18 protein-coding genes are annotated in these 23,492 nt (G+C 73.7%); 12 read left to right on the top strand and 6 right to left on the bottom strand.

Annotation, left to right across the window (positions count from 1 at the left end):
- The first annotated feature begins 14 nt into the window (after window positions 1–14).
- Together ACIGNX_RS27840 and ACIGNX_RS27845 are read left to right on the top strand one after the other, a co-directional pair.
- Window positions 15–1,013, top strand: a complete 999-nt coding sequence (locus ACIGNX_RS27840) for a universal stress protein (RefSeq protein ID WP_396543717.1) — start codon at window positions 15–17, stop codon at window positions 1,011–1,013.
- A 48-nt stretch (window positions 1,014–1,061) separates the two neighbouring features.
- Window positions 1,062–2,384 (top strand): M20/M25/M40 family metallo-hydrolase, encoded by a 1,323-nt coding sequence (locus ACIGNX_RS27845; protein WP_396543889.1) that lies wholly within the window; start codon window positions 1,062–1,064, stop codon window positions 2,382–2,384.
- A gap of 45 nt (window positions 2,385–2,429) precedes the next feature.
- On the opposite strand, the gene ACIGNX_RS27850 is transcribed toward ACIGNX_RS27845, so the two are convergent.
- A complete protein-coding gene (locus ACIGNX_RS27850; RefSeq protein WP_396543718.1) occupies window positions 2,430–3,455 on the bottom strand; it encodes a hypothetical protein in 1,026 nt (341 codons plus the stop codon).
- Between the two features lie 214 nt (window positions 3,456–3,669).
- On the opposite strand from ACIGNX_RS27850, the gene ACIGNX_RS27855 reads away from it, so the two are divergent.
- Complete coding sequence (locus ACIGNX_RS27855) at window positions 3,670–6,054, top strand: hypothetical protein (RefSeq protein WP_396543720.1); 2,385 nt, start codon at window positions 3,670–3,672, stop codon at window positions 6,052–6,054.
- A gap of 66 nt (window positions 6,055–6,120) precedes the next feature.
- Here ACIGNX_RS27855 and ACIGNX_RS27860 read toward each other — a convergent pair whose 3' ends face one another.
- Window positions 6,121–6,405 (bottom strand): hypothetical protein, encoded by a 285-nt coding sequence (locus tag ACIGNX_RS27860; protein ID WP_396543722.1) that lies wholly within the window; start codon window positions 6,403–6,405, stop codon window positions 6,121–6,123.
- Window positions 6,406–6,422: 17 nt separating this feature from the next.
- Window positions 6,423–6,782 carry a hypothetical protein gene (locus ACIGNX_RS27865; RefSeq protein WP_396543723.1) on the bottom strand — a complete coding sequence of 120 codons (360 nt, stop codon included), beginning with the start codon at window positions 6,780–6,782 and terminating at the stop codon, window positions 6,423–6,425.
- Between the two features lie 273 nt (window positions 6,783–7,055).
- Here ACIGNX_RS27865 and ACIGNX_RS27870 point away from each other — a divergent pair, with 273 nt between their 5' ends.
- Window positions 7,056–8,189, top strand: a complete 1,134-nt coding sequence (locus tag ACIGNX_RS27870) for a S1 family peptidase (RefSeq protein ID WP_396543725.1) — start codon at window positions 7,056–7,058, stop codon at window positions 8,187–8,189.
- Window positions 8,190–8,234: 45 nt separating this feature from the next.
- Here ACIGNX_RS27870 and ACIGNX_RS27875 read toward each other — a convergent pair whose 3' ends face one another.
- On the bottom strand, window positions 8,235–9,563 hold the full coding sequence (locus ACIGNX_RS27875; RefSeq protein ID WP_396543726.1) for a glycoside hydrolase family 43 protein: 1,329 nt from the start codon (window positions 9,561–9,563) through the stop codon (window positions 8,235–8,237).
- Between the two features lie 344 nt (window positions 9,564–9,907).
- On the opposite strand from ACIGNX_RS27875, the gene ACIGNX_RS27880 reads away from it, so the two are divergent.
- The 5 genes from ACIGNX_RS27880 to ACIGNX_RS27900 are packed head-to-tail and all read left to right on the top strand — an operon-like array spanning window position 9,908 to window position 17,994.
- Window positions 9,908–11,185 carry an ABC transporter substrate-binding protein gene (locus tag ACIGNX_RS27880; RefSeq protein ID WP_396543727.1) on the top strand — a complete coding sequence of 426 codons (1,278 nt, stop codon included), beginning with the start codon at window positions 9,908–9,910 and terminating at the stop codon, window positions 11,183–11,185.
- On the top strand, window positions 11,182–12,084 hold the full coding sequence (locus tag ACIGNX_RS27885) for a carbohydrate ABC transporter permease (protein WP_396543729.1): 903 nt from the start codon (window positions 11,182–11,184) through the stop codon (window positions 12,082–12,084). The genes ACIGNX_RS27880 and ACIGNX_RS27885 overlap by 4 nt, the downstream gene beginning before the upstream one ends.
- Window positions 12,084–12,896, top strand: coding sequence for a carbohydrate ABC transporter permease (locus tag ACIGNX_RS27890; protein WP_396543730.1), 813 nt, complete (start codon window positions 12,084–12,086; stop codon window positions 12,894–12,896). Before ACIGNX_RS27885 ends, ACIGNX_RS27890 begins: the two co-directional genes overlap by 1 nt.
- Entirely contained in the window at window positions 12,893–15,190 is a 2,298-nt protein-coding gene (gene yicI / locus ACIGNX_RS27895; RefSeq protein ID WP_396543732.1) for an alpha-xylosidase, read from the top strand. Before ACIGNX_RS27890 ends, yicI begins: the two co-directional genes overlap by 4 nt.
- Window positions 15,187–17,994: a beta-galactosidase gene (locus tag ACIGNX_RS27900; protein WP_396543734.1), complete on the top strand. Its 2,808-nt coding sequence runs from the start codon at window positions 15,187–15,189 to the stop codon at window positions 17,992–17,994. The genes yicI and ACIGNX_RS27900 overlap by 4 nt, the downstream gene beginning before the upstream one ends.
- Here the strand turns inward: ACIGNX_RS27900 and ACIGNX_RS27905 are convergent.
- Window positions 17,956–18,963 (bottom strand): LacI family DNA-binding transcriptional regulator, encoded by a 1,008-nt coding sequence (locus tag ACIGNX_RS27905; protein WP_396543735.1) that lies wholly within the window; start codon window positions 18,961–18,963, stop codon window positions 17,956–17,958. The two genes, ACIGNX_RS27900 and ACIGNX_RS27905, sit on opposite strands and share 39 nt — an antisense overlap.
- 292 nt (window positions 18,964–19,255) lie before the next feature.
- Here ACIGNX_RS27905 and ACIGNX_RS27910 point away from each other — a divergent pair, with 292 nt between their 5' ends.
- Both ACIGNX_RS27910 and rfbB read left to right on the top strand, forming a co-directional pair.
- Window positions 19,256–20,038: a GntR family transcriptional regulator gene (locus ACIGNX_RS27910; protein ID WP_396543737.1), complete on the top strand. Its 783-nt coding sequence runs from the start codon at window positions 19,256–19,258 to the stop codon at window positions 20,036–20,038.
- Window position 20,039: 1 nt separating this feature from the next.
- The gene (gene rfbB / locus ACIGNX_RS27915) at window positions 20,040–21,032 is read left to right on the top strand and encodes a dTDP-glucose 4,6-dehydratase (RefSeq protein ID WP_396543738.1); all 993 of its coding nucleotides are present in this window, start codon (window positions 20,040–20,042) and stop codon (window positions 21,030–21,032) included.
- Between the two features lie 45 nt (window positions 21,033–21,077).
- Here the strand turns inward: rfbB and ACIGNX_RS27920 are convergent, their stop codons facing one another.
- Window positions 21,078–22,019: an aldo/keto reductase gene (locus tag ACIGNX_RS27920; protein WP_396543739.1), complete on the bottom strand. Its 942-nt coding sequence runs from the start codon at window positions 22,017–22,019 to the stop codon at window positions 21,078–21,080.
- Window positions 22,020–22,065: 46 nt separating this feature from the next.
- On the opposite strand from ACIGNX_RS27920, the gene ACIGNX_RS27925 reads away from it, so the two are divergent.
- Complete coding sequence (locus tag ACIGNX_RS27925; protein WP_396543741.1) at window positions 22,066–23,469, top strand: PLP-dependent aminotransferase family protein; 1,404 nt, start codon at window positions 22,066–22,068, stop codon at window positions 23,467–23,469.
- Window positions 23,470–23,492: the final 23 nt, after the last annotated feature.

Genomic DNA, 23,492 nt, shown 5'->3' on the forward strand with positions numbered 1-23,492 from the left:
CCGGAGGTGGGGCGATGACCAGCCCGAACCCGACCAGCCCCAGCCCGAGCCCGACCAGCCCGGGCCCGGAGGGGACCGACCCCGACGTCCTGAGGAGCTTGGAGAGCGCGGTCGGTCGTGGTGCGGTCGTCGTCGGGTTCGACGGCTCGGAGCGGTCGAGGCAGGCGGCGCGCTGGGCGGCGGGGGAGGCGGCGAGCCGCGGTGCGCGCCTGGTCGTGGTGACCGTGCTGCGCGGTCCGTTCCCCGAGGTCGTCGTCACGCCCGTGACCATGCCGCTGCCCCAGCTCATCGGCGAGCAGGCGGTGCGCGAGTACGCGCGGGACCACCTCGCCGAGGTCGCCCGGGAGTGCGCCGAGGTCGCACCGGGCGTGGAGGTCGACACCCGCGCGTTCGACGGCCACCCGGCCGCCGTCCTGGCCGAGGCGGGTCGGGAGGCGCGGCTGCTCGTCGTGGGCGCGACCGGTGCGACCGGCCTGGGCCGGGTGTTCGCCGGCTCCATCACCACGAGCCTGGCCCACCAGGCCACCGGGCCGCTCGTCGTCGTGCGCGGTGAGGACGACGAACCCGACGACGGCCGGGTGGTCGTCGGCGTCGACGGCTCGGAGCCGGGCAGGCGCGCGGTGGAGTTCGCGGTCGACCACGCGGCGCGGCACGGCGGCACGCTGGTCGCCGTGCACGCCACGACCGGCCTGCCGGTGGACGCGATGGCCCCGGGCGGCGCGCTCGGGCAGGGCGTCGGCCTCGGCCTGGACCCCGACCGGCTCACCGCGGCCGCCGACGCCCTGCTGGCCGAGTCGCTCGCCGAGCCGCTGGCCCGCCGGCCCGACATCCGCGCCGAGCGGGTGGTGTCCCCGCTGCGGCCCGCCCAGGCGCTGGCCGAGCAGGCGAGGGGCGCGGCGCTGCTGGTCGTGGGCAGCCACGGGCGCGGCGCGGTGCGGCGGGCGCTGCTCGGCTCGGTCAGCCACGCGATGCTGCACGACGCGCCGTGCCCGCTGGCCGTCGTGCGGGCGTGACCCGTCCGGTGGCGGCGGTGCGGATGGTAGGAAGACCGGGTGAGTAACTTGGATGACGGGGCCGGGCTGCGGCTCGCGCAGGACGAGGTCGTGTCCCTGGCCAGCGAGTTGATCAGGATCGACACGACCAACACGGGGGATCCGGCCACGGTCGTCGGGGAGCGGGCGGCGGCCGAGTGGGTCGCGGAGAAGCTCGGCGAGGTCGGCTACGAGACCACCTACGTCGAGTCCGGGGCCAAGGGCCGCGGCAACGTGGTCGCCCGCCTGGCCGGCGCCGACCCCTCGCGCGGCGCCCTGCTGGTGCACGGCCACCTCGACGTGGTGCCCGCCGACGCCTCCGAGTGGTCGGTGCACCCGTTCTCCGGCGCGGTCCAGGACGGGTACGTGTGGGGCCGCGGCGCGGTCGACATGAAGGACATGGTCGCGATGACGCTCGCGGTCGCGCGGCGGTTCAAGCGCGACGGCGTGGTGCCGCCGCGCGACCTGGTGTTCGCGTTCCTGGCCGACGAGGAAGCGGGCGGCGTCTACGGGGCGAAGTGGCTGGTGGACAACCGGCCCGAGCTGTTCGAGGGCGTCACGGAGGCCATCAGCGAGGTCGGCGGGTTCTCCATCACGCTCAAGGACGACGTCCGCGCCTACCTCGTGGAGACCGCCGAGAAGGGCATCCGCTGGCTCAAGCTGCGCGTGCGCGGCACCGCGGGCCACGGCTCGATGATCCACCACGACAACGCGGTGGCCAAGCTCGCGGCGGCCGTGACCAGGCTGGGGCAGCACCGGTTCCCGGTGGTGCTCTCGCCGTCGGTGCGCGAGTTCCTGGCCGGGGTGTCGGAGATCACCGGCCTGGAGTTCCCCGAGGACGACCTGGAGGGCTCGATCGGCAAGCTGGGCGCGTTGTCGCGGATGATCGGCGCGACGCTGCGCGACACCGCCAACCCCACCATGCTGTCGGCCGGGTACAAGGCGAACGTCATCCCGTCGGTCGCCGAGGCCACCGTGGACTGCCGCATCCTGCCCGGCCGGGAGGAGGCGTTCGACCGCGAGCTGGCCGAGCTGCTCGGCCCCGACGTGGAGCGCGAGTGGCTGGGCCTGCCGCCGGTGGAGACCACGTTCGACGGCGCGCTGGTCGACGCGATGACCGCCTCCATCACCGCCGAGGACCCCGGCGCGAAGGTGCTGCCGTACATGCTCTCCGGCGGCACGGACGCCAAGTCGTTCCAGGAGCTGGGCATCCGCAACTTCGGCTTCGCGCCGCTGAAGCTGCCCGCCGACCTGGACTTCTCCGGCCTGTTCCACGGCGTGGACGAGCGCGTGCCGGTCGACGCGCTGCGGTTCGGCGTCCGCGTGCTGGACCGGTTCCTGCGCAACTCGTGAACCGGCGGGGTGCCGTGCCGCTCCCGGGACGGCACCCCGCCGCGGTCAGCGCACGACCCACCGCAGGGCGCGGTTCGGGCCCGTCCAGCCGGAGGCGCCGACGATGACGCCGTACCGGTTGACCGCCCACGCGTCCGCCGTGTAGGTCGTCGTCGGCACCCCGAGGTCGAGGACGGCACCACCGGCGTCCCAGCGCACCGGTCGGAACGCGCCCGCGGTGTCCTGCGCGGTACCCACGACCAGGCCGCTCTCGTTGATCGCCCGCGCGACGCTGTTGTACGGCGTGGCCGCGCCGAGGTCGTGGATCGCCGTGCCGTCGCGGCTCCAGCGCACCGCGTGCTGCGCGCCGTCGCCCGTGAACGCGTAGCCGACCGCCTGGCCGTACCGGTTCACCCCGTTCGCCCTGGCGTCGCCGCCGCGGGGCAGGGTGGGCAGCACGGTGGCGGTGCCGTCGAGGTTCCACCGCACGGCCCGCTCGGGCAGGCCGCCGTCGAACACGCTGCCGGCCGCGACGCCGTTGGGCGCGACCCCGCCCAGGAGGCTGTTGGCGTACCCGGCGGGCAGGGGGAACCAGGTCAGCGCGCCGGCGCCGTCCCACCTGACGGCGCGCCGGTTGCCCGTGGACCGGTCCCACCCCTCGCCGACCACCGCACCGGCGTCGTCCACGCCGAGGCCGAAGCTGTCGCTGAAGCCGGGCACCAGCCCGAGGTCCGTGACGCCGCTCGCGTCGAACCGCACCGCGCGGTAGGTCGGGTCCGGCCCGTCGGAGTACCCGGCGGCGACCCCGGCGCCGTTGACGCCGGTCGCGGTGCTGTGCTCCCCGCCGGGCAGCACGCCCAGGTCCGTGACGCCACCGCGGGCTCCCCACCGCACCGCGCGCGACCAGCTCCTGCCGCCGGAGCGGCCGACCACCACACCGGTGGTGTTGACGTCGCGCGCGAGGGCCTCGGTCGCGCCGGGCAGGAAGCCGAGGTCGGTCATCGTGGTGGCGGCGTCCGCCGTGCCGGTCGAGGCCGCGGTGACCAGAACCGCGACCGCGAGCGCGGTGCCGAGTCTCCGGTGCGTGCGCATGAGTCCATCCCCCCTCTGCCGCTCGGGATCGAGCCCGGCAAGCGTAGGCGGGATCCGTGCCGGCTCACGGGGAATCGCGCGGACTTCGACCGCACTCTCGGTAGGTGCGCCGGCGCGGCACTCGTCCGATCGAATGCCGGTCCCGGGAACGGCCGGTTCACCGGACCGCTCGCCCCGATACTGCTCGAACCCGTTCCGGCGCGAGGAGGTGGCGGTGGACGAAGACCCGGTGTTCCGCGGTCTGCACGTGTTCCTGTCGGTCGTCCGGGAACTCGTCGACCGGCCGCGGTGGAGCCCGCGGCGCGGCCGGGACGGGCTGCGCGGCGACCGCCCCCTGCCGCTGCTGTGCCTGCTCGGCGACACCGACGGGCGTGACGTGCCGAAGGCGCTGGCCGACCGCCTCGGCCAGGCCGAGGCCAAGGGCAACCGGAAGGTGCCGCACGCCCACGCGGACGCCGGGCGGGCCGCCGCGACCGCCGCGCGTCGGTGGCAGGCGGTCGAGCGCGAACCGCCGCTGCTGCCGCTGCTCGACGTGCTGCACAGCCGGTTGCTCGCCGACCGGTTCGCCGCCGACCGGCTCAGCTCCTTCCGCCACTACCGGTTGGTCGACTGGCTCACCGGTCGACGCGCGGAGCCGGGCCGCACCCGGGAGGACCGCGCGATCCTGCGCGAACTGCGCGGCTGGTACGCGGCGGCCGACAGCTCGGCCGAGGTCGAGCGGCACGCGGCGGCGCAGCAGGTGGTGGCGTCGTCCGCGGTCGCGCGGTTCCTGCTGGCGGTGCTCACGGTCTGGAACCGGCCGCTGCGGTTCCGGCTGTGGGTGCGCGGTGTCCCGTGGGTCGGCCGCGAACCGCGCTGGCTGATGCGCCAGCCGTTCCTGGTGCCGGGCCACTCCACCGCGTTCACCGGGTTCGCCGAACGGCTCACCGCGGGCCGTCGGGACGAGGAGAACCCCGAGCAGCTGAAGAAGCTGCTGGTGCACGCGTTCCTCCAGGACCTGCGACTGGCCTACCGGCCGCGCGGCCCGCGGTTGCGCCGGTGGCAGCGCACCGCGTACCCGGTCGTGCTGCTGTCCGGCCTGACCGAGGACAACGGCGGCTGGGAACTCCTGCGGATCATCAACGACGTCCGCAACGAGTCGACCGAGCACGACCCGCTGCTGGTGGTCGCCTCGGCCGCCGGGAAGCCCGCCGACCTCCAGCCCGACCGGCCCGTCGCCGCGGTCGGCCGGATCAAGGCGGAACTCGACCGGTGGGCGGCCGATCTGCCCGGGCACCGGCAGTCGTTGCGCCCGGACGCGCGGTTCGTCTTCGTGGCACTGCCGCCGCACGACGCCGACCGCGCCGCCGACCCCGCGACGAGCCAGGCCGACGAGTCGGCCTGGCAGGACGTGGGCGACCGGATCCAGCCGCGCGAACCGCCGTTGCCGGCGCGCGAGCCGGTCGTCGTCGGCGCGGTGATCGCCGTGCTCCTCGCGACCGCCTTGACCGCCGGCCCCTGGGGGTGGGTCCGGGCGCGGAACGACTGCCTGCCCGACCCCTCGCCCGGCGTCGCGGTCCGCTGGATCGCCGCCACCCGGTCCTGCGTCGGCTACAGCGACGCGGTGGGGCGGCTGTTCGGCTCCGACCCGCGGCTGCGGGCGGCCCAGGCGGCGGTGTTCGAGCTGAACGCCGAGGCGGAGCGGCTGCACGAGCAGGACCCCGACCGGGCCCTGGTGAGCGTGGTCTACTTCGCCGACGTGAGCCACCCGGCGTCCGATCCCGGGGCCGACGCGTCCACCTCCGAGGAGCTGGAGGGGCTGCTGATCCGGCAGGAGGCGCAGAACGACCGGCAGGTCGGCGAGGTCGACGTCGTGTGCGGCCGGGGTGAGATCGCGTTCTACGCGGGCAGGGAGGGCGAGTTCACCGGGTTCCTCAGGGAGGTCGTCGGCCAGTGCGGCAACGACCGGCCCGAGGTGATCGGCGACGACACCGTGGCCCGGTTCATCGCCCAGGGCGACCTCAGGCTCCAGAACGAGTTCAAGGGCATCGCGGTCTCGTTCGTGTCGATGGGCGCCCGGGTCGTCGTGTCCGGGCCGGACTGCGTCACCAAGGGCGAACCCGCCACGCCCGACGCCTCGCACCCCGGCGCCCGGCCGCTGGTCGCGTTCTGCACGGGGCACCGCAGGGTGCGCGAGCGGACCGCGGGCACCGGCCGGGTCGCGGACTTCGCCCGGCTGCTCGCCGAGTCCGGCGACCGGATGCCGTGGCCGGGGGAGAGGATCGGGCTCGCCTACGACGCGGCGAGCCTGTTCGTGGAGGCGGTGCGGGAGAACCAGACCCGGGCCAGGGTGCCCAACCCGGACCCCGACGCGCCGTCGACCGGGCGGCGTCCCGTGCACCGGGCGGCGATCGCCCAGGAGCTGCGCGAGCCGCGCCGCTTCGAGGGGGCGACCGGCCCGATCGACTTCGGCCGCTCCCGGACCGGCCTGACCCGGCCGCTGGCGATCCTCGCCATCTCCGACGTCCACGACCTCGCCGAGGTGCCGAGGTGCGTGTACGAAGTCAGCGCGCCGACCGACCAGACGGCTCCCCACCCGTGGGGCACACCGGACTGCTGATCGCCGCACGCGCCGGCGGACGGGCGCGGGCTCCGCCGGGGGCGGGGCCCGCGCCCCGGGACGCGTCTAGCAGAACCATCCGTTCTGGACCCAGCCGTCGCGGTGGACGTTGCCGTAAGCGTGGCCGTAGACCCACTCGCGGCTGGGGGAGTAGCGCTGGACGTCGAAGTTGTCGCCGTAGTACAGGGTTCCGATGACGACCCCGGCCGCGGTGGCGCGGACGTAGAGGTCCTGGGCGCAGACCCGGCGGACCTCCTGGGTGGAGACCGGGTCGGCGGTGGCGGTGGCGGGCGCGATCGAGGCCAGCGCGAGCGCGGCGGCCACGACGGCGGTGCTGCGGGTGGTGGGCACGGACGGCTCCTCGGTGGCTAGTCGAAGGCGAAGCAGCTGCGCAGCAGGAAGCCCCACTGGCTGTGGTTGTGCCACAGGACCATCGCGGACCTGCCGTCGCCGGTGATGTACCGGACGCCGATCCAGGTGCCGCGCGGCAGGACGACGATCGGGTCCTGGTGGGTCCCACCGCTGTAGTTGCCGAACAGGGTGGTGGAGTCGCAGGTCGTGTGCGCTTCGCGCATCGGCACCCACGGGTCGTTGACCGTGCCGCTGCCGGCCAGGGCGGTCACGGGGCCGGGCGTGGCGACCGCGGGCGCGGCGCCGGCGAACGCGGACAGCACGAGGGCGACCAGGGCGGCGAGAACGCCGGCGGTCGTCCGCTTCGATCGGTTCACGGGCTGGGTCCTCTCGGGCAGGGGGAGAGCACACCGGATGGCCGAAAAATTGTTGTCGAACCAGACGCTCTCATGGTGGCTTGTCCACCGGGCCGGTGCAGCCGCAGCCGGCCCGAGGCTGCGGGAAGCCGAAAACCGGAGAGGGGTTGACGCCCGTCCACCGAACCGCGATGGTCTGAACCAGCTTCGTGAGAGCGCTCTCAAGCTTGCCCGGGCACCCGGCCCACCCTGCGACCGGCCGAGGGCCCGCCCTGCGGACAAACGGAGGACCTCGTGCGCCTGACAACGTTGACAAGGCTCGGTGCGGCCGTCGCGCTGGCGGCCGGCGGCCTGGTGACCGCCCCGGCGGCGCACGCGGCGCCGGCGCTGTCGCCCGGACTGGTGACCGCGATGCGGACCGCGTTCGGCCTCACCGGGCAGCAGGCCCTGGCCCGCGTCGAGCGCGAAGCCCGGGCCACCCGCGCGCTGCCCGACGCCCGCACGGCCGCCGGGCGATCGTTCGGCGGCAGCTGGTTCGACCAGGACGAGGGCGTGCTCGTGGTCGGCGTGACCGACGCCCCGGCCGCCGAACGGGTCCGCGCCGCGGGCGCCGAGCCGCGGCTGGTCGCCCGGACCGCCGCCGAGCTCGACGGCGTGAAGGACCGGGTGGACGCGTTGTCCGCCGCCGGCCGCGTGCCCCGGGCCGTGACGAGCTGGCACCCGGACCCGCGCACCGGCGCGGTCGTGGTGAACGTCCAGCCCGGCGTGCGGACCGCGGCGGTCGCCCGGTTCCTGGCCGAGGCCCGCGCCCTCGGCCCGATCGAGGTGAACACGGAGGGCGTCACCGCTCCCCGGCCGTTCGCCGCCGGGACCGTGGGCGGCGACCCCTACTACACCGGCAACGTCCGCTGCTCCATCGGCTTCTCGGTGCACGGCGGCTACGTCACGGCCGGCCACTGCGGCGGCACGGGCGCGCAGGTCTACGGCTGGGACCGCTCCTGGCAGGGCCAGTTCGCCGGCTCCTCCTTCCCCGGCAACGACCACGCGTGGGTCCGCACCGGCGGCGGCTGGTGGAACGCGCCCGTCGTCCTCGGCTGGGGCACGGTCGGCGACGCGCTCGTCCGCGGCTCGTGGGAAGCGCCCGTGGGCACCTCGGTCTGCCGCTCCGGCTCGACGACGCACTGGCACTGCGGCGTGATCCAGTCCCGCAACGAGACCGTCCACTACGCGCAGGGCGACGTGCACCAGCTGGCCGGCACCAGCGTGTGCGCCGAGGGCGGCGACTCCGGGGGCTCGTTCATCACCGGCGACCAGGCACAGGGCGTGACCTCCGGCGGGTACGGCAACTGCTCGTCCGGCGGACGCACCTGGTTCCAGCCGGTCAACGAGATCCTCTCCACCTACGGCCTGACCCTGCTGACCGCCTGATCCCGGCCGCGGACCCGCCCCCACCGCGGGCGGGTCCGCGGTCGATCAGCCCAGGGGCGAGGACACCGCGAACGAGGCGTCCCCGGTGAACGCCGAGTCGGTCCCGCGCTGGTCCAGCCGCATCTCGTAGTTGTAGTGGCGCAGGTAGCGGCCCGGGAAGTTGAACGACTCGAACGACGTCGTGCCGCCGCCCGCGAGCCCCGCCCGCCCGCAGAACGTGGCGTCCGCCCGGAACACCGCCGAGCCGTCGTTGCCGTTCAGCACCAGGCGCATGTTGTTGTGGCGCAGGTAGGAGCCCGGGTGGTTGACCGACTGGAACGAGTGGCAGGCGCCGTTCGCCAGGCCCGCGACCACCGTGAAGGTGGCGTCCGCCCGGTCGGTCGCGGTGCCGATCGGCTCGACGTAGGCCAGGTCGTCGCGGTGCCGGACGTAGCGGTCGGGGAAGTTGGCCGAGCGCAGCGACCGGTTGCCCGACGGCACGGCCGTGCCGTCGCCGACGTCCTCGCGCAGCACGGTGAAGTGCCGGGCGGTGCCGGACAGGCCGGGCAGCTCGACCTTCGCCCCGAACGCGCCCAGGTCGGCGCTGTCGGCGTAGAAGTAGCGGTGGTTGCCGTACTGGTCGAAGTAGATGCGCCAGCGGCCGTCCGGCAGCCGGGTCAGCGCGGGCCCCTCCAGCCCGGAGCCCCACCCGGCCCAGTTCCCGGTGCCGACGAACGTCCACGGCCCGTTCAGCGACGGGGCGGTGGCGTGCTCGACGTACTTCGTGGTCTCGTTCTTGAGGAAGTTGTGGTAGGTGCCGCCGGCCTTGACGACGAAGCTGTCGATGTAGTTGGCCGGGATGCCCAGCGCCACCGGCGAGGTCCACGCCGACAGCGAGCCGTTGGTGGCCGTGATCCGGTAGGGCCGGAACTGGCCCGCCGTGCCGGTGGTGGAGGCGGAGAAGATCACGTGCACGCTGCCGTCGGTGTCCTTGAACCACTCCGGCGCCCACGTGCTGCCGGTGGCGCCGTTGAGGCCGACGGTGACGTTGCGCAGGAACGTCCAGGTCGTGTAGTCCGCGCTGCGGGCGAAGCCGATCGTGTTCCCGGTCCAGCCGGTGGTGTAGACGATGTAGTAGTAGCCGTCGGTGTGCCGCAGGACGCTCGGGTCGCGGATCAGGCCGGAGGGCGGGGTGTAGGCGTTGGAGCGCACGAGGGCGAAGTTCGTCGCGTTCGCCGAGTCGTAGACGTGCATGTTCGACTCGCTGCTGTTGGTGAACGCGGTCATCACGTAGTGCGGCACCGGTCCGGCGGCGAGCGCGGCCGGCGCGGGTCCGACCAGGCCGAACGCGACGACGAGGCCGATCAGGGCGGCGAGCAGGGTGCGGGTGCGCATGGGAGCCCCCGGGGAGCGTCGGAGTGGGACAGGACTGTTAGCGCTAACATCCGTAATCCGGCGAAACAGGGGCGAAACGGCGGTGGGGCGACAGTCGTATCCCGAGTGACGTGCGGGTGTCAAGCGGTCGCCGTCAAGTGAATTAGCGTTAACAAGCCATCACCCCCGCGGCCGTTGCGCCCGTCGCGGCGAGCCCTCTACGGTGGCCAATCGAAGCGCTTCGATGGCGGGTCGCCTCGCCGCCCGCCCGGTCGTGCCGCCGCGCAGCGACCACGAAGCACCCCACCGTCCGAACGCGACACGAAGGCCCGGATCGACGACCTCACCGCGGAGGGACCACCGTGATGCCCAAGCGACTCCTGGCGGCCGCGATGGCGGCGCTGCTCGCCGTGGCCGGCTGCGGCGGCTCGGAGGGAAGCTCCGACCCGAACACCCTCCGGCTGTGGCACTACGAGGGACCGGACAGCGCCATGGGCGTGGCGTGGGCCGAGGCGATCCGGCAGTTCGAGGCCTCGCACCCCGGTGTGAAGGTCGAGTTCGAGGAGAAGGGCTTCGAGCAGATCCAGAAGACCGCCTCGATGGTGCTCAACTCCCGGGACGCGCCGGACGTCCTGGAGTACAACAAGGGCAACGCGACCACCGGGCTGCTGTCCAGGCAGGGCCTGCTGACCGACCTAAGCGACGAGGTCGCCGCACGCGGCTGGGACCGCGCGCTCGGACCGGGCCTCGCCACCACGGCCAGGTACGACGACCGGGGCGTGATGGGGTCCGGCAAGTGGTACGGCGTCCCGAACTACGCCGAGTACGTGCTGGTCTACTACAACAAGACCATGTTCGACCAGCAGGGCCTCGCCGCGCCCCGGACGCTGGAGGACCTGACCGCCGCCCTGCGGAAGTTCGCCGCCGCCGGCATCACGCCGGTCGCCCTGGCCGGTGCCGAGTACCCCGCCGCCCAGCTGCTCTACCAGCTCGCCCTGACCAAGGCCGACCGCGCCTGGGTCGACCGGTTCCAGCGCTACACCGGTGAGGTGAACTTCCACGACGAGGCGTGGGTGTTCGGCGCGGAGACCTTCGCCGAGTGGCTGCGCGAGGGCTACCTCCCCCGGGACTCGGCCGGGGCGAAGGCCGAGGACATGGGCCTTTCGTTCCTGCAGGGCCGCAGCCCGGTCATGATCAGCGGCAGCTGGTGGTTCGGCCGGGTCAAGGCCCAGGTGAAGGACTTCGAGTGGGCGACCGCGCCGTGGCCGGGCATGACCTCCGGCTCCAGCGGCAACCTCTGGGTCGTCCCGAAGGGCTCGAAGAACAAGCGGCTCGCCTACGACTTCATCGACATCACCATGTCCCCGGCCGTCCAGGACAAGCTGCGCGACGCGGGCGGCATCGCGGTCGTGCCGGGCGCCGCGCCCGCGGCCGACCCGAGGACCAGGCAGCTCAACGACGACTTCACGGCCCTCGACGACGCCGACCGGCTCGCGTTCTACCCGGACTGGCCCGCGCCCGGCTTCTACGACGCCCAGGTCTCGTCGGTGCAGAAGCTGATCACCGGGCAGCTCGGGCCGCACGAGGTGCTCACCGAGCTGGCCGACTACTACCGGGAGAACACGGCGAGCGTCGGCAAATGAGCCCGGTGCCCACCCCGATCCGCGACCGCGGGTCCTACCTGCTGTTCCTGGTCCCCGGCGGGCTGCTGCTGGTCGCGGTCGTCCTGGTGCCGTTCGGGATGAACGTCGGCATCAGCCTCACCGAGTGGTCCGGCGCCGGCACGCCCGAGTGGGTCGGGCTGGACAACTACGCCCGGCTGATGTCCGACGGCGCGTTCTGGGCGTCGTTCCGGCACAACGTCGGCCTGGTGGTGGCGATGGCGATCCTGCCGACGCTGGCGGGCCTGGTCCTCGCCGCGGCCCTGTTCGACTCCGTCGCCAGGCACTTCGGCGCGCGGACCGCGTCCGTGCTGCGGGCGTGCGTCTACCTGCCGCAGGTGCTGCCGATCGCGGTGGCCGGGGTCGTGTGGAGCTGGATCCTGGCGCCGCGGGACGGCGCGCTCAACGAGGCGCTGCGCGCCGTCGGGCTGGACGTGCTGGCGCGCGACTGGCTCGGCGACCCCGACCTGGCGCTGTGGACGGTGATGGGCGTGATGCTGTGGCTCCAGGTCGGCTACCCGGTGGTGGTCTTCATGGCCGGGATGCGGCGCGTCGACCCGTCGCTGCACGAGGCCGCCGAGCTGGACGGCGCGTCGTGGTGGGGCAGGTTCTTCCACGTCACCGTGCCGCAGATCCGGCCGGAGATCTTCGTCGTGCTGCTGACCTGCACCATCGCCGCGCTCAAGGTGTTCGCGCCGATCTACGTGCTGACCCGGGGCGGACCGGGCGGTGCGACGAACGTGCCCTCCTACTACTCGTTCCAGAACTTCTTCGAGAAGACCCGGGTCGGCTACGGCGCGGCGGTCGCCACCGTGCTCACGGCGCTGATCCTGGTGCTCACCGCGGTGTTCCTGCGCGTGCAGGACCGGGGTGAGCGGTGATGCGGCGGCACGCGGTGCTGTGGTCGGTGGTGCTGCTGGCCGCGGTGGTGCTGGCGCCGTTCGCCCTCGTCGTGCTCAACGCGGTCAAGACACCGGCGCAGTACTCCACCGGTGGTCCGCTCGACCTGCCCGACGGGGTGTCGCTGGAGGGGGTCGTCGCCTTCTGGGAGCGCGTCGACTTCGGGACGAAGCTGTGGAACAGCGTGGTGATCAGCGGCTCCGTGGCCGTGCTGGCGGTGGTCGTGTCGGTGTTCAACGCCTACGCGCTGGGCATCGGCCGGGTCCGCGGCCGGGTGTGGATCCTGGTGGTGTTCCTCGTCGCCAACACCCTGCCGCAGGAGGCGCTGGTCTACCCGCTGTACTTCCTGGCCAACGAGGTCGGGTTGTACGACACGAAGGCGGCCGTGATCATCGTCTTCACGGTGGTCCAGGCCGCGTTCGGCACCTACCTGCTCACCTCGACGCTCGGCGGCTTCCCGCGCGAGCTGCTGGACGCCGCCCGCGTCGACGGTGCGAACAAGTGGCAGGCACTGGTGCGGGTCGTGGTGCCGATCAGCAGGCCCACCCTGGGCGTGCTGTTCGCGTTCTTCTTCATCTGGACCTGGAACGAGTTCTTCCTGCCGCTGGTGCTGCTGATCTCCAACGAGAACCAGACCGTGCCGGTGGCGCTCGGCGTGCTCCAGGGCCAGCGGATGATGGACGCCACCGCGACCAGCGCCTCGGCGTTGCTCGGGATCATCCCGGCCATCGTCTTCTTCCTGATCTTCCAGCGGGCGTTGACCCGCGGCATCACGGCAGGAGCGGTCAAGTGAAGTTCAGCGACGGGTACTGGCTGCTGCGGCCCGGGGTCGAGGCCGCCCACCCGGTTGAGGTGCGCGACGTCACCGCGGGGAACGGGGAGGTCGTCGTGCACGCGTCGACCCGGCCGATCCGGCACCGGGGCGACACGCTCAAGGGCCCGGCGGTGACGCTCGGCCTCACCTCGCCGATGGCCGACGTGATCGGCGTGAAGATCACGCACTTCTCCGGTGTCACGCCGGGGGAGCCGGTGTTCGCGCTGGCCTCCGACGGCGGGCACGAGGCGAAGGTGGTCGAGGACGACGCCGGCGTGGTGATGACCGCGGGGGCGCTGTCGGTGCGGGTGCACCGGGGCGGGGAGTGGCGGGTCGACTTCACCGCGGACGGCCGCGCGCTCACCAGCAGCGGCGCCAAGGGCATCGGCCTGATGACCGTCGACGGCGCGCACCACGTGCGCGAGCAGTTGACGATGGGCGTCGGCGACACCGTGTACGGGCTGGGCGAGCGGTTCGGCCCGCTGGTCAAGAACGGCCAGACCGTCGACATCTGGAACGCCGACGGCGGCACGAGCAGCGAGCAGGCGTACAAGAACGTCCCGTTCTACCTCACCAACGCCGGTTACGGCGTGTTCGTCAACCACCCCGGGCACGTGTCGTTCGAGGTCGGTTCCGAAGCCGTGTCGAAGGTCCAGTTCAGCGTCGAGGGCGAGTCGCTGGAGTACTTCCTGGTCTACGGCCCGACGCCCCGGGAGGTCCTGCGCAAGTACACCGCGCTGACCGGCCGGCCCGCGCTGCCGCCCGCCTGGTCGTTCGGGCTGTGGCTGTCGACGTCGTTCACCACGTCCTACGACGAGGAGACGGTGTCGGGGTTCATCGACGGGATGCTGGAGCGGGACCTGCCGCTGAGCGTGTTCCACTTCGACTGCTTCTGGATGCGCGAGTTCCACTGGTGCGACTTCGAGTGGGACCCGCGCACGTTCCCCGACCCGGTCGGCATGCTGGAGCGGCTGCACGCCCGCGGGCTGCGCGTCTCGGTCTGGATCAACCCCTACATCGCGCAGCGGTCACCGCTGTTCGCCGAGGGCAGGGCGAACGGCTACCTGCTGCGCAAGCCGAACGGCGACGTGTGGCAGTGGGACCAGTGGCAGCCGGGCATGGCGCTGGTGGACTTCACCAACCCGGCCGCCCGCGCCTGGTACGCCGCGAAGCTGGACGCCCTGCTGGCCCAGGGCGTGGACTGCTTCAAGACCGACTTCGGCGAGCGCGTGCCCACCGACGTCGTCTACCACGACGGCTCCGACCCCGAGCGGATGCACAACCACTACACCCACCTCTACAACCGGACCGTGTTCGAGGTGCTGCGCAAGCGGCGCGGCGACGGCGACGCGGTGGTGTTCGCCCGGTCGGCCACGGCGGGCTCGCAGCAGTTCCCGGTGCACTGGGGCGGCGACTGCGAAGCCACCTACGAGTCGATGGCCGAGAGCCTGCGCGGCGGGCTGTCCCTGGGCCTGTCCGGGTTCGGCTACTGGAGCCACGACATCGGCGGGTTCGAGGGCACGCCGTCGGCGGCGCTGTTCAAGCGGTGGATCGCGTTCGGCCTGCTGTCCTCGCACAGCCGGCTGCACGGCAGCTCGTCCTACCGCGTGCCGTGGCTGTTCGACGAGGAGTCGGTCGACGTGCTGCGGCGGTTCACCAAGCTGAAGCTGAGCCTGATGCCGTACCTGGACCGGGCCGCGCGGCAGGCGGCAGGCGAGGGCGTGCCGATGATGCGCGCGATGGTGGTGGAGTTCCCGGACGACCCGGGCTGCGCCCACCTCGAACGCCAGTACATGCTGGGTGACGACCTGCTGGTCGCACCGGTGTTCAGCGACGACGGCGACGTGTCCTACTACGTGCCCGAGGGCGTCTGGACGCACCTGCTGACCGGCGAGGCCGTGCGGGGCCCGCGCTGGGTGCGCGACCGCTGCGACTTCCTCACCGCGCCGGTCCTGGTCCGCCCGAACGCGATCCTGCCCGTCGGCGCGGTCGACGACCGGCCGGACTACGACCACGCCGAGGGCGTCACCCTGCGGGCCTACCGGCTCGCCGACGGCGACCACGTGACGGTGGTCGGCGGCACGACGTTCCGCACCCACCGCCGGGGCGGGGAGGTCCGCGTCGAGGTCGAGGGCGCGCCGCGGCGGTGGCGGCTGCTGCTGGTGGGCGCGGAGGCGGTCGACGGCGTGGCCGGCGGGGAGCTCGGCACGGACCCCGACGGCGTGCTGGTCAGCGCCACCGGCGCCACCCTGACCGTGCGCGGCGTCCGATGAGGCTGCTCGCGGTCGCGTTGCTGCTCCTCGGCTCGCTCGCCGCGATCACCCCGGTGGTGGCGGCCCCCGCCGGCGAGCGGCACGTCGTGTCCTACGACCGCTACTCGCTCGCGGTGGACGGCGAGCGGGTCATGCTGTGGTCGGGGGAGTTCCACTACTTCCGGCTGCCCGACCCGGAGCTGTGGCGCGACGTGCTGGAGAAGATCCGGGCGGCCGGCTTCTCCGGGGTGTCGCTGTACTTCCACTGGGGCTACCACTCGCCCGCGCCGGGCGTGTACGACTTCACCGGCGTGCGCGACGTGGACCGGCTGCTGCGGACGGCCGACGAGCTGGGCCTGTACGTGGTGGCGCGACCCGGCCCGTACATCAACGCGGAGACCAGCGGCGGCGGGTTCCCCGCCTGGCTCAAGGCGGTCCCGGGTCGCGCCCGGTCCGGCGACCCCGGCTACACCGCCGCCTACCGGGAGTGGCTGGGCCGGCTCAACCCGATCATCGCCCGGCACCAGGTGTCGCGCGGCGGCTCGGTGATCGCCTACAACGTGGAGAACGAGTACGCGGTCAACGTCGACCCCGCCTACATGCGGGACTTGCGGGACCAGGCCCGGGCGGCGGGCATCGACGTGCCGATCGTGCACAACAACTGCTGCGGCGGCGACCTGGCGAACTGGTCGTCCGGTCCGGGTGCGGTGCAGATCCCCGGGGTGGACGACTACCCGCAGTCGTTCGACTGCGGCGACCCCGACACGTGGGGACCGTGGGGCGAAGGCGTCACGCGCCGGCTGCGCGACGACGCGCCGGTGTACGCGGTCGAGTACCAGGCCGGCGCCATCGACCTGGGCGGTGCCGGCTACGACCGGTGCCGCGAGCTGACCGGGCCGACCTACATGAAGGCGTTCTACAAGAACAACGTCATCGCCAGCGGCGCGACGATGTTCGGGTACTACATGACCTACGGCGGCACGTCGTGGGGCTGGTTGCCGCAGCCCAACGACGTCTACACCTCCTACGACTACGGCGCGGCGATCACCGAGTCGCGGCAGCTCACCGCCAAGTACGACGAGTTCAAGCGGCAGGGCTACTTCATGACCACGGTGGCGCCGCTGACCAAGACCGACGAGGCGACCCCGCCCGCGCCCGCCGACCCGGCCGTGCGGACCCTCGCCCGGGCGAACCCCGACACCGGCACGCAGTTCGCGCTGGTGCGCCAGGCCGACCGGGCCGGCACCGCCGACCTGGCCACGACGCTGGACTGGGCCACCCCGGACGGCCGCTACCAGGTGCCGGTGCGGGTGAACGGCCGGGACGCGAAGATCCTCGTGGCCGGGTACGACCTGGGCGGGCAGCGGCTGGTGTGGTCGAACTCGGAGATCCTGACGCACGTCGAGGTGTCCGGGCGGGACGTGGCCGTGCTCTACGGCCGCGACGGCGAGCAGGGGTCGACCGTGCTGCGCTACCGCTCCGAACCGACCGTGACGGTGCTCGACGGCCGGGTCCGGGCCTCCTACGACCGGGGCGACCTGCGGTTGGACTACGACCACACCGGACTGGCCCGCGTGCTGGTCACCGGTGGCGGGCGCCGGCCGTTGCTGCTCCTGCTCGGCACCGACGAGACCGCCGCCGGGTTCTGGCGGCAGGACACCGCGGCCGGGCCGGTGCTGGTCCGCGGCACGTCGCTGGTCCGCTCCGCGCAGGTCCGCGGCGACCGGTTGGTGCTGCGCGCGGACACCGACCGCGCGTCGGAGGTGGAGGTGTTCGCCCCCGTCCGCCGGCTGACCGTCGGCGGGCGGCCGGTGCCCGTGCGCGCCACGGCCGGCGGCTCGCTGGTCGGCTCGCTGCCCGGCCCGCGGGAGGTGCGGCTGCCGGAGCTGACCGACTGGCGGTACCGGCCCGAGGCGCCCGGCACCGGCGAGTCCGGCTGGACCACGGCCGACAGGACGACCACCGCCAGTCCCATCCGACCGAAGACGCTGCCCGTGCTCTACGCCGACGAGTACGGCCACCACAACGGCAACGTCTGGTACCGCGGCCGGTTCACCGCCACCGGGGCGGAGCGGGCGGTCACCGTCAACGCCATCACCGGCAAGCGCGGCATCTACCTGGTCTGGCTCGACGGCCGCTACCTCGGCTCCGCGCCGGGCGGCACCCAGGCCGACGCCGAGCCGGTCAACCCCGACCCCGGGCGCGGCGACTTCCCCGTGCCGGCCGGGCTGCTGACCGCGGGACGGCGGGCGACCCTGACCGTGCTGGTCGAGAACATGGGCCACAACGACGACTGGACCGCCGACGACGTCCGGCACAAGCAGCCGCGCGGCCTGTTCGGCGTGACCGTCGAGGGCTCCACCGCGCCGATCTCCTGGCAGATCCGCGGGTCCGAGCCCATGGACGGCGAGCGCGGCCCGATGAACACCGGCGGCCTGTACGGCGAGCGCGCCGGCTGGCACCTGCCCGGTGGCGACGGCGACTGGCGACGACCGCCCGGCGTCCTCTCGCCCGGCGTGTCCTGGTACCGCACGCGATTCCGGCTCGACCTGCCGGCGGGCCAGGACGTGTCGCTGGGCCTGCGCTTCACCGACACCGCGGCCCGCGGCTACCGCGCGCTGATCTTCGTCAACGGCTGGAACCTCGGCCAGTACCTCGACGGCGTCGGCCCGCAACGCGAGTTCGTGGTGCCCAACGGGGTGCTGCGCGAGCACAACACGCTCACCCTCGCCGTGATCGCGACCGAGGCGGCGCGGGGTGACCCCGGGGCGGTGGGCCTGGTGATCCTAGGCAACCACCGGACCGGTGCTGCCGCGGTCGGTTAACCCCGGTGGCAGCAACCGGACCTCGGGGTCGGCGGGGCCGTCGAGCCGGCGCATCGCCAGCTCGACGGCCAGCCGCCCGAGCTCCACGGCCGGGATGTCCACCGACGACAGCGGGACGGAGTGCGCCCGCGCCACGTCGGGCGGGCAGACCGCCAGCACCGAGATGTCGCCGGGCACGGCCACCTCGCGCCGCGCCAGCTCCGACAGCAGCGGCCCGAGGACGGCCTCGTTGTGCACCACCAGGCCGGTGGGCGCGGTGCGGCGGTCCAGCAGGTCGTCCAGGCACTCGCGCAGGCCGTCGTAGGTGGGCGCGCAGGCCAGCGTGGCGGCCTCGACCCCGCGGCTCGCGGCCGTCCGCCGGAACCCGCTCAGGAACCGGCCCGCGTAGCTCGTGCCGCGCTGGTAGACGGCGGGGGAGGGGCCGATGAGCGCGATGTCGCGGTGGCCGAGGTCGGCCAGGTGGCGCGCGCACGCGGAGCCGGCGGCGGTGAAGTCGAGGTCGACGCACGTGAGCCCGTCCGCGTCGTCCGGCACGCCGATCAGCACCGCAGGCGTGCCCAGCTCGCGCAGCACGGGCACGCGCGGCTCGGCCGCCTCCACGTCCATCACGATGATCGCGTCGGCCAGCGAGGAGGCCACGACCCGGTGCAGCCCCTCCGCGCCCTCGTCGGCCGTCAGCAGCAGCACGTCGTGGTCGCGCGCGCGGGCCTCGGCGACCGTGGCGGCGACGAACTGCATGACCACGGGGACGTTGAGGTCCGCGCGCAGGGGCACGACGAGGGCCACCACGTTCGTGCGGCTGCTCGCCAACGCCCGCGCGCCCGCGTTCGGGCGGTACCCGAGCTGGGCGATGCTGTGGTGCACCCGGCGCCGGGTGGTCTCCGAGATCGAGCGCTTGCCGGACAGCACGTACGACACGGTGCTGGGCGAGACTCCCGCCGCTCGCGCGACGTCGGCGATGGTGACCATTCGCAGATCATAATACGCCGACGCCCCTCGGCGGGGTTGTCCGATCCACTGTGGACCGGTCGACGGAGCCGCCGGATTGATAACGTTAACACTCCATCTCCCGGCTCGGTGGCTCCGCGAATTTTCCTTAGCAAGAGCAACAATCTTGGTGAACCGACTCGCCGCTTACTGGATCGAACCGAACTGCGGGTTAGCGTTAACAGATCCATTCCCAGGCGAGCCCCGGCGCGGTCCACAGGGGACTGGCGCCGTCGTTGACGACCACGCCTGCCATACCTGTATGATACAGGTTATGACAGGTTCCCGGTCCCAGTGGCTGGCCGGTGAGCTGCGGGAGCGGGTCGCGCTCGGCGACTACGGGCCCGCGGGAGCCCTGGAGAGCGAGGCCGAGCTCGGTCGCCGGTACGAGGTGAGCCGGGTGACGGTGCGGCGCGCGTTGGAGCAGCTGCGCGCGGAAGGGCTGCTGACCTCCCACAAGGGGGCGGGCTGGTACGTCGTCTCCGGCGCTTCGTTCGGGCAGTCCCTGGCCCTGGGCAGCTTCCAGCACGCCGGCTCGGCGGTCGCGGAGGCGGGCGTCCCGCTCACCCGCACCGTCGTCGAGTACGGGTACGGCCCCGCCCCCGGCGGCGTGGCCCACCTGCTGGCCGTTCCCGACGGCGCGGAGGCGCTGCGGGTGCAGGCGGTGCGGCGGGCGGGCACGACCCCGTTGGACGTGGTCACAGAGTGGGTTCCGCTCGCGCTGGCCGTGCCGGTCAGCCGCGCGGACGCCGAGGACACCGGCACCTGGGAGACGCTGCGCCGCAACGGGCACCGGATCGCCGTGGTGCGCCAGGACATCGCCGCCACGGCCGCCTCCCGGCGCGTCGCGGAGCTGTTGGAGGTGCCCGCGTCCACCCCCGTGCTGCTGGTGCGCCGACTCGCCGTCGGACCGGACGGCACGCCGATCGCCCTGTCCGAGCACCGCTACCTCGGCCACCGGTTCCGGCTGGAGGTCGAGTTCCGCGGCTGGCCCGCCACCGCGGCCGCCGAACCGCCCGGGGTCGCCCCGATCACCGGGGCCGAACAGGAGGGCTGACATGCGTCTGCTGGTCACCGGAGCCGCCGGGTTCATCGGTTCCCACTTCGTCCGCCACCGGGTGCGCGAGCACCCCGGCGACAGCGTCGTCGCGCTGGACGCGCTGACCTACGCCGGCACCGAGACCAACCTGGCCGACGTGCGCGACCGGATCACGTTCGTGCACGCCGACATCGCCGACGCCGAGCACGTGCTGCGCGAGCACCGCGTCGAAGTGGTCGTCAACTTCGCCGCCGAGTCGCACAACAGCCTCGCGGTCCTCGACCCCGGCCGGTTCTTCCGCACCAACGTGCTGGGCACGCAGGCCCTGCTGGAGGCCGCGCGCCGGGTCGGGGTCGAGCGCTTCCACCACATCTCCACCTGCGAGGTCTACGGCGACCTCGCGCTGGACGCCGACCGGGCGTTCACCGAGGAGTCGCCGTACCGGCCCCGCACGCCGTACAACGCGAGCAAGGCGGGCGGCGACCACGCCGTGCGCGCCTACCACGAGACGTTCGGCCTGCCGGTCACGATCACCAACTGCGCCAACAACTACGGCTCGCACCAGTTCCCGGAGAAGGTGCTACCGCTGTTCACCACCCGCGCCCTGGACGGCCGGCCGCTGCCGGTCTACGCGTCCAAGGACAACCGCCGGGAGTGGGTCCACGTCTCCGACCACGTCCGCGCCGTCTCGGCGGTGCTGGACCGGGGGCGGATCGGCGAGACCTACCACGTGGGCACCGGTGTCGAGGCCACCGTCGAGCGGATCGCGGACCTGGTGCTCGACGAACTGGGCCTGCCCGCGTCGGCCAAGCAGGAGGTGCCGGACCGCCCCGGCCACGACCGCCGCTACCTGCTGGACTCCGCGAAGATCCGCCGCGAGCTGGGCTGGGAGCCCGTCGTGGGGTTCGAGGCCGGGGTGCGCGAGACCATCCGCTGGTACGCCGAGCACCGCTCCTGGTGGGAACCGCTGCTCGACCGCGCCCCGGTCGCCGAGCACTCCTGGTCCCGCTGACGCGGGGGCGGTCCGCCGGACCCCGCGCACCGGCGGACCGCCCCGTCACGCCGCCTCGTCCAGGCGTCGGCGCTGCTCGGCGGTCAGCGCGAGCGACACCCCGGCCAGCGCGTCGTCCAGCTGCCCGACCGTGCTGACGCCGACGACCGGGGTGATGTCCGGCGCACCGCCGGTCAGCCACGCCAGCACCACCTGGTTGCGGTTGCCGCCGGTCTCGGCGGCCACCTCGTCCAGCACGGCCAGGCGGCGGGTGGTGCCGGGGTGGTCGTACTCGGCCGCCAGGGGCTTGTCCGCCCGGGTGTACCGGCCGCCCAGCAACGGCGTGTAGGCCCACAGCGCCATGTCCGGGTGGTGCTCCAGGTAGTGGATCACCTCGTCCGTGGCCGCGCCGAACCGGTGCACCACCGACGGCCGCGTGCCGGGCCGCGGCTGGAGGTACGTGTGGTGCTGCTGCACGGCCGTGAAGCCGACGCGGCCTCCGGCGCGGGCGATCGACCGCGCCCGTTCCACCTGCCACACCGGGTAGTTCGAGGCGCCGAGCCGGCCGACCGACCCCGCCGACACCAGCTCGTCGAACGCGGCGACGGTCTCCTCCAGCGGCGTCACCGGGTCGGGCTTGTGCGCCCAGCACAGCTCCACGTGGTCCGTGCCGAGCCGCCGGAGGCTGCCCTCGACCGCATCCTTGACCACACCGGCCGACAACCCCTCCGCAGTCTCCGGGAACCGACCCGCCTCGGTCGGCTCGCACCCCACCTTGGTGCTGATCCGCACCCGGTCCCGCACCCCGGGCCGGGCCGCCAGCCACCGCCCCAGCAGCTCCTCGCTCTGCCCGCCGAACCCGCTTTCGTGCTCCCAGAACGAGTAGCAGTTCGCGGTGTCGACCCACACCCCGCCCGCGTCCACGAAGCGGTCCAGCAGCTCGAACGAGCGGCGCTCGTCGGTGACCGTGCCGAACAACATGGCGCCCAGGGCCAACTTCTCCGTCATGACCACCACGCTAGGTGCGGTCGGCCCGGCACTACGCTCCAATCCCGTGGCGTTTTCCCAGACCAATCTCGCGTGGTCGACGCTCCTGGAGCTGGGCGGGCGGGGCCGCCTGCACGACCGGCTGGCCCGCGCGCTGCGCACGGCGATCCGCGACGGCCGGCTGCCCGAGGGCGCGGCCGTGCCGCCGAGCCGGGCGCTGGCCGAGGAGCTGGGCTGCTCCCGCTGGGTGGTCACCGAGGCCTACGGGCAGCTCGTCGCCGAGGGCTACCTGTCCGCGCGGGTCGGCTCGGCGACGCGGGTGGCGTGGTCGCCTGCGGCGAGCCCGCCCGTGCCCCGCGCGTCCCGCACCCCCTCGCGGCCGGTGGTCCGGTACGACCTCGCCCCCGGCCTGCCCGACCTGCGGGCGTTCCCGCGCCGCCGGTGGGCCGACGCCGTCCGGTCGGTCATCGGCTCGGCGGTGCACTACGACCTCGACGTCCCCGACCCCGCCGGGCACGCCGTGCTGCGGTCGACCCTCGCCCAGTACCTGCGGCGCTCGCGCGGCGCGGACGCGGACGCCACGTCGGTGTTCGTGTGCGCCGGCGTCACCGACGGCCTGGTCCGCACGTGCCGCGCGCTGCGCGCCGACGGGATCACCGACCTCGCCGTGGAAGACCCGGGGTGGCCGCGCCTGCGTGACGCGGCGGGCAGCGCCGGGTCGCGCGTGCACCCCGTGCCGGTGGACGACGACGGCCTGCGCGTGGACGACCTGGCCCGCACCCCGGCCCGCGCGGTCGTGGTCGGCGCGGCGCACCAGTTCCCGACCGGCACGGTGCTGTCGCCGGCGCGCCGGGCCGGGCTGGCGCGCTGGGCGCGGGACGTGGCGGGCTTCGTCGTCGAGGACGACTACGACGCCGAGTTCCGCTACGACCACCACCCGGTCGCCGTGATGCAGGGCATGGACCCCGGCCGCGTGGTCCTCCTCGGCACGGTCAGCAAGACGCTGTCGCCGGCGCTGGGCCTGGGCTGGCTCGTCGCGCCCACCGCGATGGTCCCCGGGCTGCGCGCGGCGAACCCCGTGGCCACCGCGCCCCCCGTGCTGGACCAGTTGGCCCTGGCCGCGTTCATCGACCGCGGCTGGTACGACGCCCACCTGCGCGCGTCCCGCCGCCGCTTCCGCGTCCGCCGCGACCTGCTGCTGACGACCCTGGCCGGGCGCATCCCGCGCGCGAGCGCCTCCGGCACCGCCGCCGGGCTGCACGTCCTGCTGCACCTGCCGGACGACGTGGACACGGCGGCCACGGTCCGCGCCGCCGCGTCCGCGGGCCTGCGGCTGGCCGACCTCGACGACTACCGCGTGCACCGGGGACCGGGACGCGCGCTCGTGCTGGGGTACGGCAACCTCGGCGACACCGAGGTGCCCGCCGCCGTGGAACTCCTGCGCGAGTCCCTGCGCCCACCGATCGACTGATCACCACCGTGCGTGCCCGAAAC

Origin of the sequence: Actinosynnema sp. NPDC053489 (assembly GCF_044544865.1) — a bacterium.
Lineage (GTDB): Bacteria > Actinomycetota > Actinomycetes > Mycobacteriales > Pseudonocardiaceae > Actinosynnema.

Coding starts and splice junctions, on each gene's coding strand:
- ACIGNX_RS27880 (WP_396543727.1), top strand. CDS start 9,908: ATGCCCAAGCGACTCCTGGCGGCCGCGATGGCGGCGCTGCTCGCCGTG.
- ACIGNX_RS27910 (WP_396543737.1), top strand. CDS start 19,256: ATGACAGGTTCCCGGTCCCAGTGGCTGGCCGGTGAGCTGCGGGAGCGG.
- ACIGNX_RS27920 (WP_396543739.1), bottom strand. CDS start 22,019: ATGACGGAGAAGTTGGCCCTGGGCGCCATGTTGTTCGGCACGGTCACC.
- ACIGNX_RS27905 (WP_396543735.1), bottom strand. CDS start 18,963: ATGGTCACCATCGCCGACGTCGCGCGAGCGGCGGGAGTCTCGCCCAGC.
- ACIGNX_RS27850 (WP_396543718.1), bottom strand. CDS start 3,455: ATGCGCACGCACCGGAGACTCGGCACCGCGCTCGCGGTCGCGGTTCTG.
- rfbB (WP_396543738.1), top strand. CDS start 20,040: ATGCGTCTGCTGGTCACCGGAGCCGCCGGGTTCATCGGTTCCCACTTC.
- ACIGNX_RS27885 (WP_396543729.1), top strand. CDS start 11,182: ATGAGCCCGGTGCCCACCCCGATCCGCGACCGCGGGTCCTACCTGCTG.
- ACIGNX_RS27900 (WP_396543734.1), top strand. CDS start 15,187: ATGAGGCTGCTCGCGGTCGCGTTGCTGCTCCTCGGCTCGCTCGCCGCG.
- ACIGNX_RS27875 (WP_396543726.1), bottom strand. CDS start 9,563: ATGCGCACCCGCACCCTGCTCGCCGCCCTGATCGGCCTCGTCGTCGCG.
- ACIGNX_RS27840 (WP_396543717.1), top strand. CDS start 15: ATGACCAGCCCGAACCCGACCAGCCCCAGCCCGAGCCCGACCAGCCCG.
- ACIGNX_RS27890 (WP_396543730.1), top strand. CDS start 12,084: ATGCGGCGGCACGCGGTGCTGTGGTCGGTGGTGCTGCTGGCCGCGGTG.